Annotated in this window: 16 protein-coding genes and 1 tRNA gene; 9 read left to right on the top strand and 8 right to left on the bottom strand. The window is 63.6% G+C overall.

Features of this window, described 5'->3' with window-relative positions:
• Positions 1–76 precede the first annotated feature (76 nt).
• From QUG01_RS16040 to QUG01_RS16015, 6 genes are all read left to right on the top strand, one after another.
• The gene (locus QUG01_RS16040) at positions 77–1,336 is read left to right on the top strand and encodes an ABC transporter substrate-binding protein (protein ID WP_500830970.1); all 1,260 of its coding nucleotides are present in this window, start codon (positions 77–79) and stop codon (positions 1,334–1,336) included.
• Between the two features lie 85 nt (positions 1,337–1,421).
• Positions 1,422–2,288 carry a carbohydrate ABC transporter permease gene (locus QUG01_RS16035; RefSeq protein WP_500830969.1) on the top strand — a complete coding sequence of 289 codons (867 nt, stop codon included), beginning with the start codon at positions 1,422–1,424 and terminating at the stop codon, positions 2,286–2,288.
• 7 nt (positions 2,289–2,295) lie between these two features.
• Positions 2,296–3,141 (top strand): carbohydrate ABC transporter permease, encoded by an 846-nt coding sequence (locus QUG01_RS16030; RefSeq protein ID WP_500830968.1) that lies wholly within the window; start codon positions 2,296–2,298, stop codon positions 3,139–3,141.
• 396 nt (positions 3,142–3,537) lie between these two features.
• Positions 3,538–4,521, top strand: coding sequence for an ABC transporter substrate-binding protein (locus QUG01_RS16025; RefSeq protein ID WP_500830967.1), 984 nt, complete (start codon positions 3,538–3,540; stop codon positions 4,519–4,521).
• A 229-nt stretch (positions 4,522–4,750) separates the two neighbouring features.
• Positions 4,751–6,961, top strand: coding sequence for a catalase/peroxidase HPI (gene katG / locus QUG01_RS16020; protein ID WP_500830966.1), 2,211 nt, complete (start codon positions 4,751–4,753; stop codon positions 6,959–6,961).
• A 212-nt stretch (positions 6,962–7,173) separates the two neighbouring features.
• On the top strand, positions 7,174–8,493 hold the full coding sequence (locus QUG01_RS16015; protein WP_500830965.1) for an MFS transporter: 1,320 nt from the start codon (positions 7,174–7,176) through the stop codon (positions 8,491–8,493).
• Here the strand turns inward: QUG01_RS16015 and QUG01_RS16010 are convergent.
• Positions 8,484–9,302: a M90 family metallopeptidase gene (locus QUG01_RS16010; RefSeq protein ID WP_500830964.1), complete on the bottom strand. Its 819-nt coding sequence runs from the start codon at positions 9,300–9,302 to the stop codon at positions 8,484–8,486. The genes QUG01_RS16015 and QUG01_RS16010 overlap by 10 nt on opposite strands.
• Positions 9,303–9,397: 95 nt before the next feature.
• Here QUG01_RS16010 and QUG01_RS16005 point away from each other — a divergent pair, with 95 nt between their 5' ends.
• The 3 genes from QUG01_RS16005 to nudC are packed head-to-tail and all read left to right on the top strand — an operon-like array spanning position 9,398 to position 12,550.
• Positions 9,398–10,603: a cation:proton antiporter gene (locus QUG01_RS16005; protein WP_500830963.1), complete on the top strand. Its 1,206-nt coding sequence runs from the start codon at positions 9,398–9,400 to the stop codon at positions 10,601–10,603.
• A complete protein-coding gene (locus QUG01_RS16000; RefSeq protein ID WP_500830962.1) occupies positions 10,596–11,729 on the top strand; it encodes a YbdK family carboxylate-amine ligase in 1,134 nt (377 codons plus the stop codon). The genes QUG01_RS16005 and QUG01_RS16000 overlap by 8 nt, the downstream gene beginning before the upstream one ends.
• Before the next feature lie 26 nt (positions 11,730–11,755).
• Complete coding sequence (gene nudC / locus QUG01_RS15995) at positions 11,756–12,550, top strand: NAD(+) diphosphatase (RefSeq protein ID WP_500830961.1); 795 nt, start codon at positions 11,756–11,758, stop codon at positions 12,548–12,550.
• Positions 12,551–12,704: 154 nt separating this feature from the next.
• On the opposite strand, the gene QUG01_RS15990 is transcribed toward nudC, so the two are convergent.
• From QUG01_RS15990 to QUG01_RS15960, 7 genes are all read right to left on the bottom strand, one after another.
• The gene (locus QUG01_RS15990; protein WP_500830960.1) at positions 12,705–12,857 is read right to left on the bottom strand and encodes an Arm DNA-binding domain-containing protein; all 153 of its coding nucleotides are present in this window, start codon (positions 12,855–12,857) and stop codon (positions 12,705–12,707) included.
• A 149-nt stretch (positions 12,858–13,006) separates the two neighbouring features.
• Positions 13,007–13,082: transfer RNA gene (locus QUG01_RS15985), tRNA-Thr, on the bottom strand.
• A gap of 46 nt (positions 13,083–13,128) precedes the next feature.
• Positions 13,129–13,560, bottom strand: a complete 432-nt coding sequence (locus tag QUG01_RS15980; protein ID WP_500830959.1) for a hypothetical protein — start codon at positions 13,558–13,560, stop codon at positions 13,129–13,131.
• A gap of 307 nt (positions 13,561–13,867) precedes the next feature.
• Entirely contained in the window at positions 13,868–14,419 is a 552-nt protein-coding gene (locus QUG01_RS15975; protein ID WP_500830958.1) for a cob(I)yrinic acid a,c-diamide adenosyltransferase, read from the bottom strand.
• The gene (locus QUG01_RS15970; protein WP_500830957.1) at positions 14,416–16,857 is read right to left on the bottom strand and encodes a hypothetical protein; all 2,442 of its coding nucleotides are present in this window, start codon (positions 16,855–16,857) and stop codon (positions 14,416–14,418) included. The genes QUG01_RS15975 and QUG01_RS15970 overlap by 4 nt, the downstream gene beginning before the upstream one ends.
• On the bottom strand, positions 16,854–17,282 hold the full coding sequence (locus tag QUG01_RS15965; protein ID WP_500830956.1) for a DNA polymerase III subunit chi: 429 nt from the start codon (positions 17,280–17,282) through the stop codon (positions 16,854–16,856). Before QUG01_RS15965 ends, QUG01_RS15970 begins: the two co-directional genes overlap by 4 nt.
• Positions 17,269–18,834, bottom strand: a complete 1,566-nt coding sequence (locus tag QUG01_RS15960) for a leucyl aminopeptidase (protein WP_500830955.1) — start codon at positions 18,832–18,834, stop codon at positions 17,269–17,271. Before QUG01_RS15960 ends, QUG01_RS15965 begins: the two co-directional genes overlap by 14 nt.
• Positions 18,835–18,945: the final 111 nt, after the last annotated feature.

The following is an 18,945-nucleotide window of genomic DNA, read 5'->3' as shown; positions in this document are numbered from 1 at the left end:
TGGGTATCCATCATCACGCTCCTGGTGAGAGGCTTACTTCAGTGTAGTTACCAACTTGTAATTGGGACATAGCCATATGAAAACCTATCGCCTGCCATTCGCCAGCGCAGTCCTGCTCGCTTGCGGGCTGAGCGCCGCCGCGCATGCCGAGAAAATCCGTCTGGAATTCTGGACCGACTCGCTGCAACCGACCTTCAACGGCTATTTCGCCAACGTGAAGAAAAGCTACGAAGCGCAACACCCCAATGTGGAAGTGCAGTGGGTGGACGTGTTCAACGAGAATTTCGAGACCAAGCTGAACGCCGCCATTGCCGCCGGCAAGCCGCCGGCGCTGGTCAACCACGATGTGCCGCGGCTGTTCAAATACGCGCAGAAAGGCACCCTGATCCCGCTGGACGCGGCGCTGGGCGCGGACAAGGCGGCTTATCTGCCAAACGCGCTGGCCGATCTGAGCTTCGGCGGCAAGCTGTACGGCCTGCCGTGGTACAACAATATCAATATCCTGGCGATCAACAGCCAGCTTTTCAAGAAGGCCGGGCTGGACCCGCGCGCGCCGGTAAGCAGCCTGGAGCAGGAATTGGCGCTGGCCAAGACCATCAAGGCCAAGACCGGCGTGCCCGGCCTGCTGCCGCAGCTGGGGCAGATAGACGGCATCATGCTGGGCCAGGGCCTGCCTTTGATCGAAAACGGCAAGGCCGTGTTCAACAGTCCGCGCCATGTCGCGCTGATCCGCAAGTTCGCCGACGCCTACCAGGCCGGCGCGCTGGCCAAGGACAATCTGTTCGCCGACGACAACTACCAGGCCAGCGTCAAACTGTACAACAGCGGACGGCTGGCGATGATGGAAACCGCCCCCACCGCCGCGCAGCGCACGCAAAGCGACGCCCGCGCCATCTACGCCGTCACCGTGGTGCAGCCGGCGCCGCTGGGGCCGACCAAGATCGCCCAAGGCGGCTATCTGTTCAGCTGGGCCGTATCCAAGGGTTTGCCGGCGACGACCCAGGCCGAGGCGGTCAAATTCGCCAAATTCCTGACCAGCGACAACCAACAACTAGCCTTCGCCAAAGTGACCGGCGCCACCTTCCCTTCCACCCAAAAGGCCTTGACCGACAGCTATTTCGTCAAGACCTCGGCTGGCGGCGCCATAGAGGATTCGCGCATCCAGGGCGCCAAGGTGGCGCGCAACATCCGCACCCTGGTGCTGACCGGCGTGCCCAATGTCGCCGATTTGAAGAAAAACCTGGTCGACAATGTGGAAGCCGCCGTCACCGGCAAGAAGGACGCGCAGAAGGCGCTGGACGACGCCGCGGCGTTCTGGAACCGGCAGCTGAAATAAGCGCATCCGCGCCCATCCTCCTCTCTTTGCCCCTCCTCGTCTGCCGGAGGGGCTTTTTTCCGCCGCGCCGCACACGGAATGCACGATGAAGACCTCGTCCCGCAACGCCTGGCTATTTCTGTCGCCCGCCCTGCTGCTGATGGGCGCGTTCACTTTCTGGCCGCTGCTGTTCGGCAGCTACGTCGCCTTCACCCGCTACGATTTGATCTCGCCGCCGCAATGGGCCGGCCTGGACAATTTCCGCTACCTGCTGGACGACCCGGTGTTCTGGCAGGCCATGGCCAATTCGCTGCGCTACCTGTTGGTGGTGCCGGCGATCCAGCTGTCCGGCATCGCCCTGGCGCTGCTGGTCAACCAGGTCTTGCCCGGCATCCGCCTGTTTCGCGCCGCGTTGTACCTGCCGGTGATCACCACGGTATCTGTCGTCGGCATCATGTGGAACTGGATGTACGCCGACTACGGCGTGCTCAACAGCGCGCTGCGCTGGATGGGTTGGCTCGCGCCGGGGCAGGACATCGGTTTCCTCAGCGACGAAGACCTTGCGCTGTATTCGGTGATGTTCGTCACCTATTGGCGCGGCCTGGGCTACTACATGGTGCTGTACTTGGCCGGACTGCAGGCCATCCCGGCCGAGATGCAGGAGGCGGCGCGGCTGGACGGCGCCAACCGCTGGCAGCGCTTCTGGCGCATCACCGTGCCCATGCTCAAGCCCACCATCCTGTTCTGCAGCCTGATCTCCACGCTAGACGCCTTGAAAGCGTTTGAGGAAGTGCTGGTGATGACGCGCGGCGCGCCGATGAATGCCACTTACACCGCGCTGTACTACGCCTTCCACCAGGGCTTCAATCAACTGGACTTCGGCCGCGGCAGCGCCGCCGGGCTGATCCTGACGCTGGCCTGCCTGCTGCTGGCCTGGCTCAATTTCCGACTGATCCGCGCCGATCACCGCTGAGAACCGCATGGCTACCCTCGCCCGACCCTGCTTCGCCCGGCGCCGCCTGCAGCGCCGGCTGCCCGACTTCATCTTGCTGCTGGCGCTGTCCTTCGCCTGCTGCTATCCCTTCATCTGGACATTGGGCATCGCCGTCGGCAATGGCGAGCAGGTGTTCGACTTCCCGCCGCCGCTGTGGCCCAAGGATGCCGGCTGGCAACACTTTGCCGCCGTCTGGGACGCGATCCCGCTGGGGCGTTTCTTGTGGAACTCGCTATGCATCTCCGGCCTGACCACGCTGGGCACGCTGGCGGTATCGGCGCTGGCGGCCTTCCCACTGGCCAAGCTGCGCTTTCGCGGCCGGCAACTGGTGTTCTACGCCATCATCGCCACCTTGCTCCTGCCGAGCGAGATCAACTTCATCAGCAACTACGTCACCATCACCCGGCTGGGACTGGACGACAGCCGGCTGGGCGTGGTGCTGCCGTCCATCGCCGGGGCTTTCGGCATTTACCTGATGAAGCATGCCTTCGAGGACATTCCGGACGAAATCGTCGACGCCGCCCGCATGGACGGCGCCAATGATTGGCAGGTGTTCTGGCGCATCTGCCTGCCGCTGTCGCGGCCCTACCTCGCCACACTGGGCATTTTTACTCTGGTATGGTCGTGGAACGTCTACGTCTGGCCCAGCGTGGTGCTGAAAACGCCGGATCTGTACCCGCTGTCCGTCGGCGTGCTGTACCTGAAGGGCGCCTTCGCCACCTCCACCCGCATGGTGGCGGCCGGAGCGGTGCTGGCCATCCTGCCGGTGCTGGCGGTGTTTGTATTTTGCCAACGCTACTTCATGCGCGGCATGGATGGGGCGGTAAAATGACGCCTTGCCCGCACGACAGGCGGCCGCCGGCTGGAGAAAACACGCGACAGCGCCTAACATGATTTAAAACAACACCATACACCGCCTGCGCCCTAGGGGCTGTTGACGTTTTGTGAGCGGTCGCGCCGGGATGCGTTTTGCGCCGAATCGAGGCGTTTCGCGCGCCGCATAGTCATTCTCTGCCAGCGCGGAACAACGAAGAGTCGGCGCGAAAGGCGCCCGGCCCTGCGGGTTTGGCCGCTTTGGGCCGGAAGCCGCGTTGCCCAGCCCTTGCATAGAATGACTATGCGGCGGACTGCGCGCCTTGCTTCCGGCCCAAATCGGCTCAAACGCGATCCACTCACCAAACGTCAACAGCCCCTAGGCATTCGTCCGCAAGGGAATGGAGATTTTCCCATGAAATCCATGGCACTCTTGCTGATTCTGCTGCTGGGCGCATCGCAGGCCTGCGCTCAAGGCCTCAAGCGCATCTACGTGATAGACAGCTACTCCAACCAGTACGCCTGGAGCCATGCTTACCGCGAAGTGCTGAAAACCGAACTGGCGCCGCTGGCGGCGCTGTCATTCTTCGAACTGAACTCCAAGGTGGACAAGCCTGACAAGGTCAAGGCGACGGCTAGCAGACTGGTTCGCCTCATCGACCATGACAGGCCGGATCTGGTCATCGCCGGCGACGACGCCTCGCTGGAGTTAGTGGGCGCCATGATCGACAACAAAATTCCTGTGGTGTACCTCGGCATCAACAACAATCCCAGGCGATATTTCAAAACCCCTCAGCAAAACGTGACCGGCGTGCTGGAGCGGCCCCTGTTCTCCCGCAACATTCTCAGCATTGCGCCCTTTGCTCCCGGAAACGCCCGCAACATCCTGATTCTGTTCGACAAGGAAATGACGGCGGACGTGATTGAGCAGGAAAGCTTCGATAATCTGCCGGCCATCAAATTGGGCATGTTCGACGTGATGATGGCGGAAGCCGCCACCTTCGAGGACTGGCAGCAGATCGTTGTCAGCGCCAAAGACAAGTACCGCGCCATCTGGGTCGGGCTGTATTTCGCGCTGCATGACCGCAACGGTCGTTATGTGTCGGGAGATGAGGTCATGCAATGGACCATGCAGCACACGCCGGTGCCGGTTTTTGCGTTCTGGAGCTTTGCCGTCGGGCCCAACCGCGCCATCGGCGGCATTGTGCTGACGGGGACGGAGCAGGGCCAGGCCGCAGCCTCCATCACCAAATCCATCCTGATCCATCACAAGCCGCCGTCCAGCATCTTCCCGACTATTCCATCGGAAGGCGCATTCATTTTCAGCCGCTCAGGGCTGGATCGCTGGCATATCAAGCTGCCAAACGACATGCTGAAGAAAACCACGCTGCTGGATTGAGCATGCCGGCCAGGACGGCCTAACGCCGCGTGCGGCAGCCGCTGTTGAGGTTTGCCGGACCGTCGCGCCGGTACGGCAAACTTTCAATAGCCAAATTATAACCATTAACGCAAATTGATAGCTTTGTGAAATTGACTCGATAAAACATACTCAATAGCCAGCCGACGGATTGGCAACTAACCTAGGTTCAGCAAGTCATCCCATTGCCCCCCCACGCAAGGAGAACACTATGAGCCAGGAACAAAAATGCCCTTTCACCGCCGCCCATGCCAGCAAGACGCTGGCAGGCGCCCGCAGCAACCGGGATTGGTGGCCCAATCAACTGAATCTGAACATCCTGCACCAGCACGCGCCCGCGTCCAACCCGCTGGGCAATGACTTCGACTACGCCAAGGCCTTCAAAACGCTGGACTTGGCCGCCGTGAAAAAAGACCTGTACGCGCTGATGACCACCTCGCAGGAGTGGTGGCCGGCGGACTGGGGCCACTATGGCGGCCTGTTCATCCGCATGGCGTGGCACAGCGCCGGCACCTACCGCACGGCCGACGGCCGCGGCGGCGCGGGCACCGGCAACCAGCGCTTCGCCCCGCTGAACAGCTGGCCGGACAATGGCAACCTGGACAAGGCCCGGCGCCTGCTATGGCCGATCAAGCAGAAATACGGCAACAAGCTGTCCTGGGGCGACTTGATGATCCTGGCCGGCAACTGCGCGCTGGAATCGATGGGCTTCCAGACCTTCGGCTTCGGCGGCGGCCGGGTGGACATCTGGCAACCGGAAGAAGACATCTACTGGGGCGCCGAGCAGACCTGGCTGGCCACCAGCGACAAGCCTAACAGCCGCTACACCGGCGACCGCCAACTGGAAAACCCGCTGGCCGCCGTGCAAATGGGCCTGATCTACGTCAATCCGGAAGGTCCGGACGGCAACCCGGACCCGGTGGCCTCCGGCCGCGACGTGCGCGAAACCTTCGCCCGCATGGCGATGAACGACGAAGAGACTGTCGCCTTGGTGGCCGGCGGCCACACCTTCGGCAAAGCCCACGGCGCCGGCGATCCGGCGCTGGTGGGGCCGGAACCGGAAGCCGCGCCGCTGGAGGCGCAAGGCTTGGGCTGGATCAACCGCTTCGGCTCCGGCAAAGGCGCGCACGCCACCACCAGCGGGATTGAAGGCGCCTGGAAGCCGAACCCGACCCGCTGGGACAATGGCTACTTCGACGTGCTGTTCGGCTATGAGTGGGAGCTGACCAAGAGCCCGGCCGGCGCGCATCAATGGGTGGCCAAGAACGTGAAGCCGGAACACATGATTCCGGACGCGCACGACCCGTCCAAGAAGCACCCGCCGATGATGACCACGGCCGATCTGTCACTGCGCTTCGATCCGATCTACGAACCGATCGCCCGCCGCTTCCACCAGAATCCTCAAGCCTTCGCGGATGCCTTCGCCCGCGCCTGGTTCAAGCTGACCCACCGCGACATGGGCCCGAAGGCGCGCTACCTCGGCCCGGAAGTGCCGGCGGAAGAACTGATCTGGCAAGACCCGATCCCGGCCGTCGATCACCCGCTGATCGACGCCAAGGACATCGCCGCGCTGAAGACTCAGCTACTGGCGTCCGGCCTGTCGATCGCCGAACTGGTCTCCGCCGCCTGGGCATCGGCTTCCACCTTCCGCGGCTCGGACAAACGCGGCGGCGCCAACGGCGCGCGCATCCGGCTGGCCCCGCAAAAAGACTGGGAAGTCAATCAGCCCGAGCAATTGGCGCGGGTGCTGGCTGCGCTGGACAAAATCCGCCAGGGCTTCCAAAGCGCGCAGAGCGGCGGCAAGAAGGTATCGCTGGCCGACTTGATCGTCCTGGGCGGCTGCGCGGCGGTGGAGGCCGCGGCCAAGGCTGCGGGTTTCGCGGTGGACGTGCCGTTTACCCCCGGCCGAACCGACGCCTCGCAAGACCAGACCGATGTCGAGTCCTTCGCCGTGCTGGAGCCGCAGGCCGACGGCTTCCGCAACTATCAGAAAAAAACCTTTACCGCTCCGGCGGAAGCGCTGCTGGTGGACAAGGCGCAGTTGCTGGCCTTAAGCGCGCCGGAGATGACGGTGCTGGTGGGCGGCCTGCGCGTGCTGGGCGCCAATACCGGCCAATCGCGGCACGGCGTGTTCACCCAGCGGCCGCAGACGCTGAGCAACGACTTTTTCGTCAACCTGCTGGATATGGGCACGGTGTGGCAGCCGGTTTCGGACGCGCATGACGTATATGAAGGCCGCGACCGCGCCAGCGGCGCGCTGAAGTGGACGGCGACCCGGGTCGATCTGGTCTTCGGCTCCAACTCGCAGCTGCGCGCGCTGGCCGAAGTCTATGCCCAAGACGACGCCAAGGAGAAGTTCGTGCGCGACTTCGCCGCGGCCTGGAGCAAGGTGATGGACCTGGACCGCTTCGATCTGCAATAAGCCTGACCCTGCCCCGGCGCGCGCCTTGCCGCCGGGGCATTTTTCTTTCCGCGAGCGCCCAGCGCTTGCGCGCCCCGCCCGCCACGCATCCCGGGAATACACAGATGCAATAGATTCGTATTGTCAGACAATCCCCGCTCCTTTAATCTGGTCCGCACGGCCGCGCTTAAACAAGCAGCCGACAATAAACTGGACAAGAGGACCGTACCTGGATGAACGCCCGCCCACTGACCCTGCCCTCCGCCCGCCCGCTGGGACGGCAAGACTACAAAACCCTCTCGCTGGCCGCGCTTGGCGGCGCGCTGGAATTCTACGACTTCATCATTTTCGTGTTCTTCGCCGTGGTGCTGGGCAAGCTGTTCTTCCCGCCCAGCATGCCGGACTGGCTGAGCCAGCTGCAAACTTACGGCATCTTCGCCGCCGGTTATCTGGCGCGGCCGCTGGGCGGCATCGTGATGGCGCATTTCGGCGACCTGTTCGGCCGCAAGCGCATGTTCACGCTAAGCATCGTGCTGATGGCGCTGCCCACGCTGGCGATGGGCATGCTGCCCACCTACCACGACATCGGCATCGCCGCGCCGCTGTTGCTGCTGACGCTGCGCATCCTGCAGGGAGCGGCCATAGGCGGCGAAGTGCCGGGCGCCTGGGTGTTCGTCGCCGAGCACGCGCCGTCACGCCATACCGGCTTTGCCTGCGGCGTGATCACCTCCGGTCTGACCGTGGGCATCCTGCTGGGCTCGTTGATCGCCACGGCCATCAATATGGCGTTTTCCCAGCAGCAGATCGCGGAATGGGCTTGGCGGGTGCCATTTCTGATCGGCGGCGTATTTGGACTGGTGGCGATGCAGCTGCGGCAATGGCTGCATGAGACGCCGGTATTCGCGGAGATGAAGGCGCGCAAGAAACTGTCGCGCGAGCTGCCGCTGAAAACGGTGCTGAAACAGCACAAGACCGGCGTGGCCTTGTCCATGTTCCTGACCTGGTTCCTGGCCATCGCCATCGTCGTCGCCATCCTGATGGCGCCGGCGTATCTGCAGAAACAGTTCAGCATCCTGCCAGTGGACTCGCTGCGCGCCAACAGCCTGGCCGTGGTCGCGCTGTCCTGCGGCTGTCTGGTGGCGGGCTGGCTCAGCGACCGCATCGGCAGCGGCTTTACTCTGATTGGCGGCAGCCTGCTGCTGGGCATCAGCAGCCATGTGTTCTATTCGATCATGGCGCAAGACAGCAGCCAGCTGTATCCGCTGTACACGCTGCTGGGCTTCAGCGTGGGCATCGTCGGCGCGGTGCCGCTGGTGATGGTGCGGGTCTTCCCGGCCGCGGTGCGCTTCTCCGGCCTGTCGTTCTCGTACAATGTGGCCTACGCCTTCGCCGGCGGCCTGACGCCGGTGCTGCTGTCCATCTGGCTGAAATACGACGCAATGGCGCCTTCTTACTATCTGATGGTCCAGTGCCTGATCGGCCTGGCGGCGGGCATCTACCTGCTGCTGCGCGAAAAAGGCGGCGCCCTGGCCGAGACGATAGATCAACCGTGATCCATGCCATCGGGCGGCGGAGGCGGTAGCAGGGCGTCTTCCGCCACCCTTGGCAGCCTAGCCGCCGGATCTTGTCGATAGAACAGCTTCAGCAAGCCATACAGCTCCGGGAAATCCCTGGCCACCAGGTAGGGGATTTCAAAGAAGGCTTCGCTGAGCACGGCGAAGAATTCGGCCGGGTTTTCGCTGGCGTATGGGTCCAGCCAGCCCTCCACGCCATGATCCACCGTGCGGCAAAACTGGCGATAGGCCTGATTCCAGGCCTGGCTCCACGTTTTGCGGTTCATGCCCTTGTGCAGCGGCGGGGCGCCATTGGCCGGGCCATCCAGCATGTCGAACTGGTGGGCCACCTCGTGGATCACCACATTCCAGCCATCCAGCAACGGCGATTCATTCACGTCCGGCCAGGAAAACACCAGCGGCCCCTGGTAATGCGCCTGGCCTATCAACACCTGCTCGGCTTCATGCGCCAGGCCCATGCCGTCCTGCCAACGGTTGCGCACCACAAACGGCGCGGGGTACAGCACCGCCTCGCGCCAGTTTTCATAGGCGCGCATGCCCAGGTTCATGCCCGGCAATGCCATTTGCAGCGCCAGCCGGCAACGCATGGCGTCATCCACTTCCATGCCCTCCAGGCCGGTGATGGTCTTGCCCAGCAGCAAATCGCCCGCCAGCCTGAGCAAACGGTCCCGCTCATCGGCCAACAAGCCTTGCAGCAGCGGCATGCCGTCTGCCTCTTCCCGCAGCCGCGACAGCAAAGCCGGCGGCACCCGTTTGCCGCCCAGGCGGCGGATCCAGTCTATTAGCATGAACTCTTGGCTCGAAATCGCGTCAGTCATTCATACCTTAGGGCAGAGGCGAGGCAATTCAATGCCTCGCCTCGCGCAATACAGGAGAAACCACTATGCCATTCCCCACCTGGCACAATCTGATGCTGAACCCGCTGGCCGCATTCGGCATTCTGCTGGCCCTGGGCGTGATAGGCGGCCAGATCGCCGTGCGCGTGGCGCGCTTGCCCGCCATCACCGGCTATATCGTCACCGGCCTGATCATCGGCCCCTACAGCCTGAATCTGCTGAACCAGCAATTGCTGAACGAAGCGTCGCTGTTCGTGCAGCTGGCGCTGGGCATCGCGCTGTTCGAAGCCGGGCGCCGCGTGGACTTGCGCTGGCTGCGCGTGGAAAAAACGCTGCTGGCCACCAGCCTGTTCTACTGCGTATTGGTATTCGCTGCGCTGTTCGCGCTGCTGAACGCCGGCGGCTTTGGCGCGCCGGCCAGCCTGATGCTGGCGGCGCTGGGCATGGCCACTTCGCCCATCGTGGTGCTGGAGATCGTGCGCGAATCGCGCGCCGACGGCCAGGTCAGCGAGCGGCTGCTGACCGCCACCGCGCTGTCCAGCCTGCTGGCGATGATAGGCTTCGCGCTGGCGTTGTCATACAGCCACCTGTCCGCCAATCACACGGTGGAAGAAGGCATCCTGATGCCGGGCTGGCTGATCCTGGGATCGGCCGCGCTGGGCCTGGCGGCCGGCCTGCTCACCACCCAGTTGAACCGCTGGCTGGGCGGACACCAGCGCGAAGCGCAGCGCGTGCTGTTGTTCGGCCTGATCGCGCTGGTCGTCGGCCTGGCCGACATGCTGCAGCTGCTGGCCTTGCTGGCGCTGCTGATCGCGGGGATGAGCACGCGCAATCTACGCCACGGTTATACCGTCAGCGAGCCGGGCATCCTGTCGCTGAGCCATGTCTTCACCGTGGCTTTCTTTGTCTCCGCCGGCGCCCATCTGTCGCCGCAGGCGCTGGCCGCGCACTGGCAGCTGGCGCTGCTGTGCCTGCTGCTGCGCTGCGGCATCGGCATGCTGGTGTGGTGGCTGGCGGCGCGCGGCAACGGCCTGTCGCGCAAACAGGGTGCCTTGCTGGGCCTGGCGCTGAGTCCGATGAACAGCGGCTCGGCGCTGCTGATGGGCTTGGGCATGGTGTCGCTGGGCGAGGCCGCCCAGAGCTTCAGCGCGGCGCTGATGGCCGCGCTGCTGATCAACGAGATCTTCGCCCCCATCCTCAGCCGGCTGGCGCTGCGCCTGGCCGGCGAAACCGCGGGAGCCAATCATGCTTGAATTCAACACAAGCCAGCCGCTCACCCTGGGCGTGGAGCTGGAGCTGATGATACTGAACCGCCGCGACTACAACCTGACGCGCGGCTCCGACGACCTGCTGCTGCAGGTCAACCGCAAGCCGCATGGCTTCGACATCAAGCCTGAAATCACCCAGGGCATGATAGAAATCGGCACCGCCGTCCACAGCGACGTCAACGCCATGCTGGAGGAGCTGCTGGCCATCCGCCAGCTGCTGGTGGACAGCGCGCACAAGCTGAACCTGGGCCTGGCCGGCGGCGGCGCCCATCCCTTCCAGCACTGGGACGATCAGCGCATCTATCCCAAGGAGCGCTACCAGCTGGTATCGGAACTGTACGGCTACCTGGCCAAACAGTTCACCGTCTACGGCCAGCACATTCACATCGGCTGTCCAGACGGCGACGCCGCGGTGCGGCTCACCCACTATCTGGCGCGCTACATCCCGCACTTCATCGCGCTATCCGCCTCTTCCCCGTTCTATCAAGGCGTGGACACCGCCTTCCAGACCTCGCGGCTGACCAGCGTCAACGCCTTCCCGCTGTCCGGCTGCATGCCGGTGGTGCGCGACTGGGCAGCGTTCAACGCGTATTTCGAACGAATGGAATCGCTAGGCATCGTCGCCAGCATGAAGGACTTCTACTGGGACATCCGTCCCAAGCCGGAATACGGCACGGTGGAAATCCGCATCTGCGACACGCCCTTATCCATCGACACCCCGGTGCTGCTGGCCGCCTATGCCCAGATGCTGGCGCGGCGCTGCCTGGAAGACGGCTGGGACGACATCAGCCCTGAACCCTACCTCACCTACAGCTATAACCGCTTCCAGGCCTGCCGCTTCGGCTTCGATGGCGTGCTGGTGGACGCCCGCGGCAATCGCCAGCAGGGATTGCAGGAAGACCTGCTGGACACCCTGCGCGAGCTGGAGCCGCACGCCGAGGCGCTGGGCAGCCAACGCCAGCTGGCGGCGCTGCGGCAGAAGGCGCTGAAATGCCACAGCGACAGCCGCTGGCTGCGCCAGGTGTACGAGCACAGCGGCTCGCTCAGCGAAGTGGTGCGCCGGCAAAGCGAACACTGGATGTACGCGGCGCCGGGAGTCGGCGTAAACTGAGCGATCCTCATCATGACTTTCGCATCATGGCTTTCGAACTCCCGCAACAACCAGCGCCGAATCTGCCCGCGCGCTGGTGCATTTTTGATGATTCCCGGCTATGGCTGCTGGACAAAGCCCTGCCGTCATCCGCGCCGGCAGGCTGCGCGCTGACCGGCCAGCGTTTTCTCGGCATCCACGAGCAACACAATCTGTTTCTGGCGGAACTGGTGGGCGCGCCGCCGGCCGCAGGCGAGTGGCTGCCGTTGCGCCCTGCCCTTCTCGCGCTCCCCGCCGAGCAGGTCCAGGCTGCGGCGCGGGCCGCGCAGTTGCGCCAGTTTTTGCGCAACCATCGCTTCTGCGGCCATTGCGCCACGCCGCTGGCCGTCAATAGCGACCAGTTGGGCCGCCATTGCCCCAGCTGCGGCCAGGTCTACTACCCGCGCATCTCGCCGGCGATGATGGTGCTGGTGCACCGCGGCCGCGAGCTGCTGCTGGCGCGCAGCCCGCACTTCACGCCCGGCGTGTACAGCGCGCTGGCGGGCTTCGTCGAGCCCGGCGAAACGCTGGAAGAGTGCGTGCACCGCGAAACCTGGGAAGAAGTGGGGGTCAAGGTGAAAAACCTGCGCTACGCCTTCTCGCAGTCCTGGCCGTTTCCCCACTCGCTGATGCTGGCATTCACCGCCGAATACGACAGCGGCGATATCCGCCCGCAGGAAGGCGAAATAGAAGACGCCGGCTGGTTCGATATCGACGCCCTGCCCGCGCTGCCGACAGCCATCTCCATCGCCAACCATCTGATTGCCCACAGCTGCGGACAGATTCGAAACCATTTACTCTGAATGGCTTTGCTGGGCGGCGTTGCATAAATCCTGAATCGGGCGAGGCTTCCCTTTACTCCAACGGATTTGCGCCACAGCCACCGTGCATGGACGGCCCAGCATGCTGAAGCGGTTCAAGATGGCGGCACGTACTTGCAGCTCTGTCACTTGACCATCAAAGCGCTAGGCAGTAGCGCAAGCGCCAGTATTTTGCGCCGTTAGGGTAGACCCAGAGGAACAGCCCGCCGCCATCGGCTTTCTTGGTAAGTTTTTCGGCTGCTGGATGTGCTTCACAGTCTGGGCGGTCAGGGCCATCGGGGTATCTCAATAATCGAACTGGGTTATACCCCGAAATTCACCCCGATTTTGAGCTGTAATCCATGAGACGGCCGTGGACGGTTCTGGAAATGAAGAAGCCCGCAGAGCTAATGTCTGCGGGCTTTTTCGGTATTCCCTGGAGCTTCTGGGAATGAATCTTGGTGCCGGCGGCAGGAATCGAACTCGCGACCCCCTGATTACAAGTCAGGTGCTCTACCAACTGAGCTACACCGGCGAAGAGATGCGAATTATGCCTCTTCGTTTATTGGCTGACAAGAGGTTTAATGCTTTTTCTTGTGCTTTTGATGAGGATGGGTAGTTAACTTTTTGTTTTTATGCGTTTTGTGTTTATGCGCCTTGGCCGGCCTATGCGCGTGTTTTTTTGCTTGCTGGGGCTTGGGTGCTTTGGCGGCGGAGTGGGCTGGCTTGGCCTTGGCGCGATGCTTCTTGGCTTCGTGCTTTTTCGCCGCATGTTTTTTGCCATGGGCCTTGCCAGATTTGGCATGCGTGCCTTTGGCTTTCGGCGCGCGCGTGGCTTTAGGGGCGCTGTGGGACGTCGCAGCCTTGGCGCGCGGTTGATGCAGCGGTTTGGCGGCAGGCGCTGGCTGGAAATCGCCAGGCAAGGGCTGGTCTTCTGATTCGGCGTGGCTTAGCGGGCTAGCAACGGCCAGGCCGATGGCGATGAACGGACTGATGAGCTTGATCAGATTCATGTTTTTATCGGATTTTGTTGGTCATGGCTGACGATCTGGATCGCAGCGGTATCAGCCTATATTAGCATGAGTGCGGCGAGGGGCCAGGAGTCGGCCTCTTGAGGAGACTGCGGCTGGGATCGGCGTGGCGCATCTCATCGTGCCGCGCTTGCGTTACAGGCTAGACACCGATGGCGGCCTCGTATGGCATGATCTTGCGATCATGGGCAAGGGCCTATAAGCCAAACAGGCTGGCCGCCCATTGGACAACCAGCCTGTTTTGACTTTGCGCTGCTAACAAAACCGCGCAGAGTATCTGAGCCGAGGCTCAGCGCTCCCGCCCCGGCTTCCACAACACATCCGGCACCCCGCCTTCTCGATTCAGATAGCGGGCCAGCACGAACAGGAAATCCGACAGGCGGTTCAGGTAGCGCCGCAGGGGCTGCGACAAGGTTTCTTCCCGCGCCAACGCGACGATGCTGCGCTCTGCGCGGCGGCAGATGGCGCGCGCCTGGTGGGCCAGCGCCGCCGTGCGCAAGCCGCCGGGCAGGATGAACTCCTTGAGCGGACCCAACTCTTCGTTCATGAAAGCCACCAAGCCTTCCAGGGCCTGCACATGGCTGTCGGTAAGCGCGCTATAGCCCGGCACGGCCAGCTCGGATCCCAGATCGAACAGATCGTGCTGGATTTCAGCCAGCCATTGCGCCATCGGCTGCGGCGGCTGATCGGCCAGCAACACGCCAATCACCGAGTTCAGCTCGTCCACGTCGCCCAATGCCTGAATCCGAGGGCTGTCCTTGGCCACGCGGCTGCCATCGCCGAGTCCGGTGGAGCCATCGTCGCCGGTGCGGGTGACGATATCCGACAATCGGTCGCTCATGGCTGCTCCTCATCCTTACCTGCGCTGCCGGCATGGTGCAGCGCCTCGCGCAGGCTTTCTTTCAGCGCGTCGCTGAATAGCATTTCGTAATCCTCTTTCAGTTGATGCATCATGCCGGACAGCATCTGCTTGGCCTGCACCTCGATGGCGTCCTGCAGCCACAGCGACAGCTCCACCTTCATCCTCGGCAGCATCTGCTCGTATAGCGACTCGAACAAGGCTTGTTCGTCCAAGGGCGGCGGCAGCGGCCGACCAGCAGCCACCGCTGAGGCCATGGCGGCGACGCTGACCACAGACACGGGCAACGCGGCGGCCTCGGCCATCGATGCCTCGGCACTGGCCGCCGCGTGCTCTTGTCCACGCTCCAGCAAACCGGACAAGGCCGGCATGTCTTCATCTTCCAGCGGCGCAGGCTGCGGCACGCCCTCATACAGCATGCTGACTGCGGCAGCATCCAAATCCCGGGCGACTTCGGTTTCCAGTTGCGGCTCGGCAAATGCAGCCAGCTCGCTGGCCATGGATTCGGTCAAAGCCGGCTCCGGCATGGCGCCGGTTGCATGAGCATCGATGTCCTCAATCCGCGTTTCAGGCGCTGGAAACTCGCCATCCATCGCATCAGCCGGCGCCAGCTCCGGCACAGGCTCATACAAAGTCTGAATCGCTGCTGTGGACGCGACATCCTCCTGCGCCAAATCGATCACCGGCTCAGACTCTAAAACCGCTTGGTCTATGGCCAGCTCCGGCAGCGCCTCCTTCTCGACAAAAGCGACATCGCTCAGCGCTGCGCTCTCCGGCTCGATTGCCGCTGGCGCCTCACTCGCAAGCTCTGGCAATGGCGCAAGCAAAGCGGCTGCCGCGGCCTCTTCGGCAAGCTCCGCGTCCTCCTCGCCCAAGCCCTCCATAGCATCAACTGGCAATTCTTCCGTAGCCGGCTGCGCACTCACGGGCGTCCCCGGCAACGCGGCCGCCTCGTCGGCCGGAGCCTCCTCGACAATAGCCACGGGGGCCGCAGGCAAGTCGGCCTGGTCCTGCGCAACTTCGGTCACAACCGGCAGTTCGGGCAAGGCGACGGCATCGTAAGCCAGCGCTTCAGACGCGGCTTCGCCAGCTGCCATGGGCGGCTCGGCCTCGGCGGCCTGGGCGTCCGTAGACGCTTCTACCGCGCTCGGCAAGTCCGGCAGCGCCATGGCTTCGTCAAGCCGCTCACCCAGAGCGGACTCGCCATCCTGATCCGACAGGTTCGCCTCGGATACGGCGTCGGAAATTTCCAACAACTCGGGAATGGGCGCCTCAATCAGGGACTCTTCAAGCTCTGGCAAGGCCTCGGCTACGGAAGCGTCCATCTCCGGCCCCTCGGACGGAATGGCCTGCGCCGGCTCGATATCCTCGCCCACTGCTTCGAGGGCATCCCGCTCGTTCGCCAACGCAGTCTCGGCTTCTGCCGCTTCCAGCGAGTCCGGAATGGCGGGGAGGTCTTCGGAGACAGACGATCCCGCGTTTTCGTCGGCCGGCAAGTCCGCCTGCGCAGCCAGTTGCGCCCGCTCTTCCGCCAAGACTCGCTCCGCCTCCTGCAACACATCCTGCAGCGATGGCGCTTCAGGAGGCGTCTCGCTTGCGGCTTGGCTTTCCGGCTTGGGCAAATCATTCAGCCATTCCAGCCCGGTTTCCGGCGCCGGCTCGCGGCCGATGCCGCCGCCCAGCACGCCGCTGGGCAAGCTGTCCAAGGAGATCGAAACAAAAGGCTGGGCCGCAGCCTCCTGCGGCGCGTCCTGCTCCGCCGAGCTTGCCAGCGAAGCCGGCTCCGCCTCGGCCTGCCGCTCCGGAACGGGTTCGGCAGGAAGCGCATCTGGAAGCTCCGGCACGGCGGATTCATCCACAGGCAATTGCTCAGCGGCGGCGACCACGTCGCTCCAGCTCAAATCCTCGCCAGCAGGGCTTTGATCGGCGGGCGCAACCTCTGGCAGCGCGACGTCGTCTTGCGCAACGGGAGGCAAGTCCGGCAAAGACTCCGGCTGCAGATCAGCCCCCTCGACAAAAGCCTCCGGCCCTGGCGTGGGCGCTGCCGGCTCACGCGGCTCCAGCACAAAGTCGAGCGCGGTGTGTTCATCGAGCGAGGCGGATGCGTCGGTCAGCTCCAACGAGGGCAAGGAGCTGAAGTCCAACATCGGAGAGGCCGGCTCCGCCGCCAGCTCTTCACCGGCCAGCAGATCCTCCAGCGTCAGCTCGGGAATTTCCAGCGCCACGCCGTCCTCCCCCGGCGGTTCCTCCGTCAGCTCATGTTCCAGCAGGTCCAGCTCAGAGGAAAAATCGAACTCGGGCACGTCGATGCCAGCCTCTTCGGCCAGCGTCGGCACGGCCTGCTCGTCCACCACCTCGGTCAGTACCGGCAGATTCAAGCCGGACCAGTCGGGTTCATTGGCTTTCGGCGACTCAGTCATGTCTGCGTTTGACTCATGTCGTGATGTTCGATTCCGCAGCCTCGCTCTCGGTAGGCGCGGAAACGCTCGCGGGCAGTTGCCAGCGAGGCCGGGTCGCGCCCCACGATTTCAAGAATGCGCGTAAACCGCTCGAATGCATAGGGCAGATTCGGTCCCAGATTCAACAAAACCGGATGCGCCAGATCGTCCGGCAGCGTCGCGGCCAGCCACACCGGCGTCTCGGCCGCTTCCGCCGCCTCAAGCCTGCAATGCGGCACGAAGCGGGTATCGCCAAAACTCCATAACCGGTTGCTGAACACATCGAGGCTGCGCTCGCTGTCCAGCCAGATCAGCAACCGTTCTTTCTTGCGCTGCACCGTGTCCGCCAACCGGCAGGCAAACTCCTGCGGGTCGGCGACATTGGTGTAAAAATCAATCTTGCTCATCTTCCGCCACTTCGGGCGCCTCACGGCGCGGTCGACCACGGCGCACTACGTTGCCCAGCGCGATGTCGGCGCGATCCTGCAGGAATTGCACCAGGAGCGGCACCGGACGCGCGGTGGCGCCCTTGTCCTTGCCGCCCTTCCAGGCGGTGCCGGCGATGTCCAGGTGCGCCCAGTCGTAAGCCTTGGCATAGCGCGACAGGAAGCAGGCCGCGGTGATGCTGCCGCCCGGACGGCCGCCGATATTGGCCATGTCGGCGAACGGGCTCTTCAGCAGTTCCTGATATTCGTCCCACAGCGGCATATGCCAGGCGCGGTCCGCCACTTCCTCGCCCGCGGCCAGCAGTTCGCGCGCCAGGCTGTCCTGGTTGCTGTACAGGCCGGTGGCGATGTGGCCCAGCGCGATGACGCAGGCGCCGGTCAGCGTGGCCACATCGATGACCGTGGCCGGGTTGAAGCGCTCGGCATAGGTCAGCGCGTCGCACAGGATCAGGCGGCCTTCGGCATCGGTGTTCAGGATTTCAATGGTCTGGCCGGACATGGAGGTGACGATGTCGCCCGGCTTGTTGGCGTTGCCGTCGGGCATGTTTTCGCAGGCCGGGACGATGGCGATGACGTTCAGCGGCAGATTCATTTCCACCGCGGCGCGGAAGGCGCCCAGCACGGTGGCCGCGCCGCACATGTCGTACTTCATCTCGTCCATGCCCTCGCCCGGCTTCAGCGAGATGCCGCCGGAGTCGAAGGTGATGCCCTTGCCCACCAGCACGATGGGCTTGTCGTTCTTGTCCTTGGCGCCGTTGTGCTTGAGCACGATCAGGCGGGCCTCTTCCACGCTGCCCTTGGCCACGGACAGGAAGGAATGCATGCCGAGTTCGGCGATCTCGCTGGGGCCGAGGATTTCCGCGGCCGCGCCGAAAGTTTCGGCGACTTTGCGCGCCTCTTCGGCCAGATAGTTCGGGGTGCAGACATTGCCGGGCAGATTGCCCAGGTCTTTGGCCAGCTTCATGCCGTTGCCGATGGCCAGGCCGCGTTGCAGGCCCTTCTCGCCGTCGGCCAGATCGCTGCGGCGGGGCACGGCCAGCGTCAGCTTGCGCGGCTCGCGCACGGACTCATCCTGCTTGCTCTTGAAGCGGTCGAAGCGGTACAGCGCGTCCAGCGTCACCACGGCGGCCTGTTCGATCATCCACTCAACGTCATGTTTCTTGACTGTCAGTTCGGACAGATAGCTCACCGCCTCGCCGGCGGCGGTCTGCGTCAGCGCCTTGATCGAAGCGCGAACGGCCTCGCGGTATTCCTTGGCGCGGAAGTCGCGTTCCTTGCCCAGGCCGACCAGCATCACGCGGTCGCACAGGGTATGCGGCACCGAATGCAGCACCAGCGTGCTGCCCAGCTTGCCCTCCATATCGCCATGGCGAAGCACGTCGCTGATGAAGCCGTTGGAGATGCGATCAAGCAAATCCGCGGCGAAAGTCAGTTTGCGGGATTCGTACACGCCGACGATCACGCAGGCGACGCGCTGCTTCTCCGGGCTGCCGCTTTTTATGTTAAATTCCATAGGTACTCCGCTGTAGAACGAGTGTCGTTGCCCACCTCATGACGGCCGTCTAAGCTCGGGGAAGACGGACGGCTAGGCCGCCAATGAACGCAGGATTGTTGTTTGGTCCGA

Source organism: Chromobacterium sp. CCUG 76385 (genome assembly GCF_059916625.1).
This window is presented reverse-complemented; position numbering and strand designations above follow the sequence as displayed.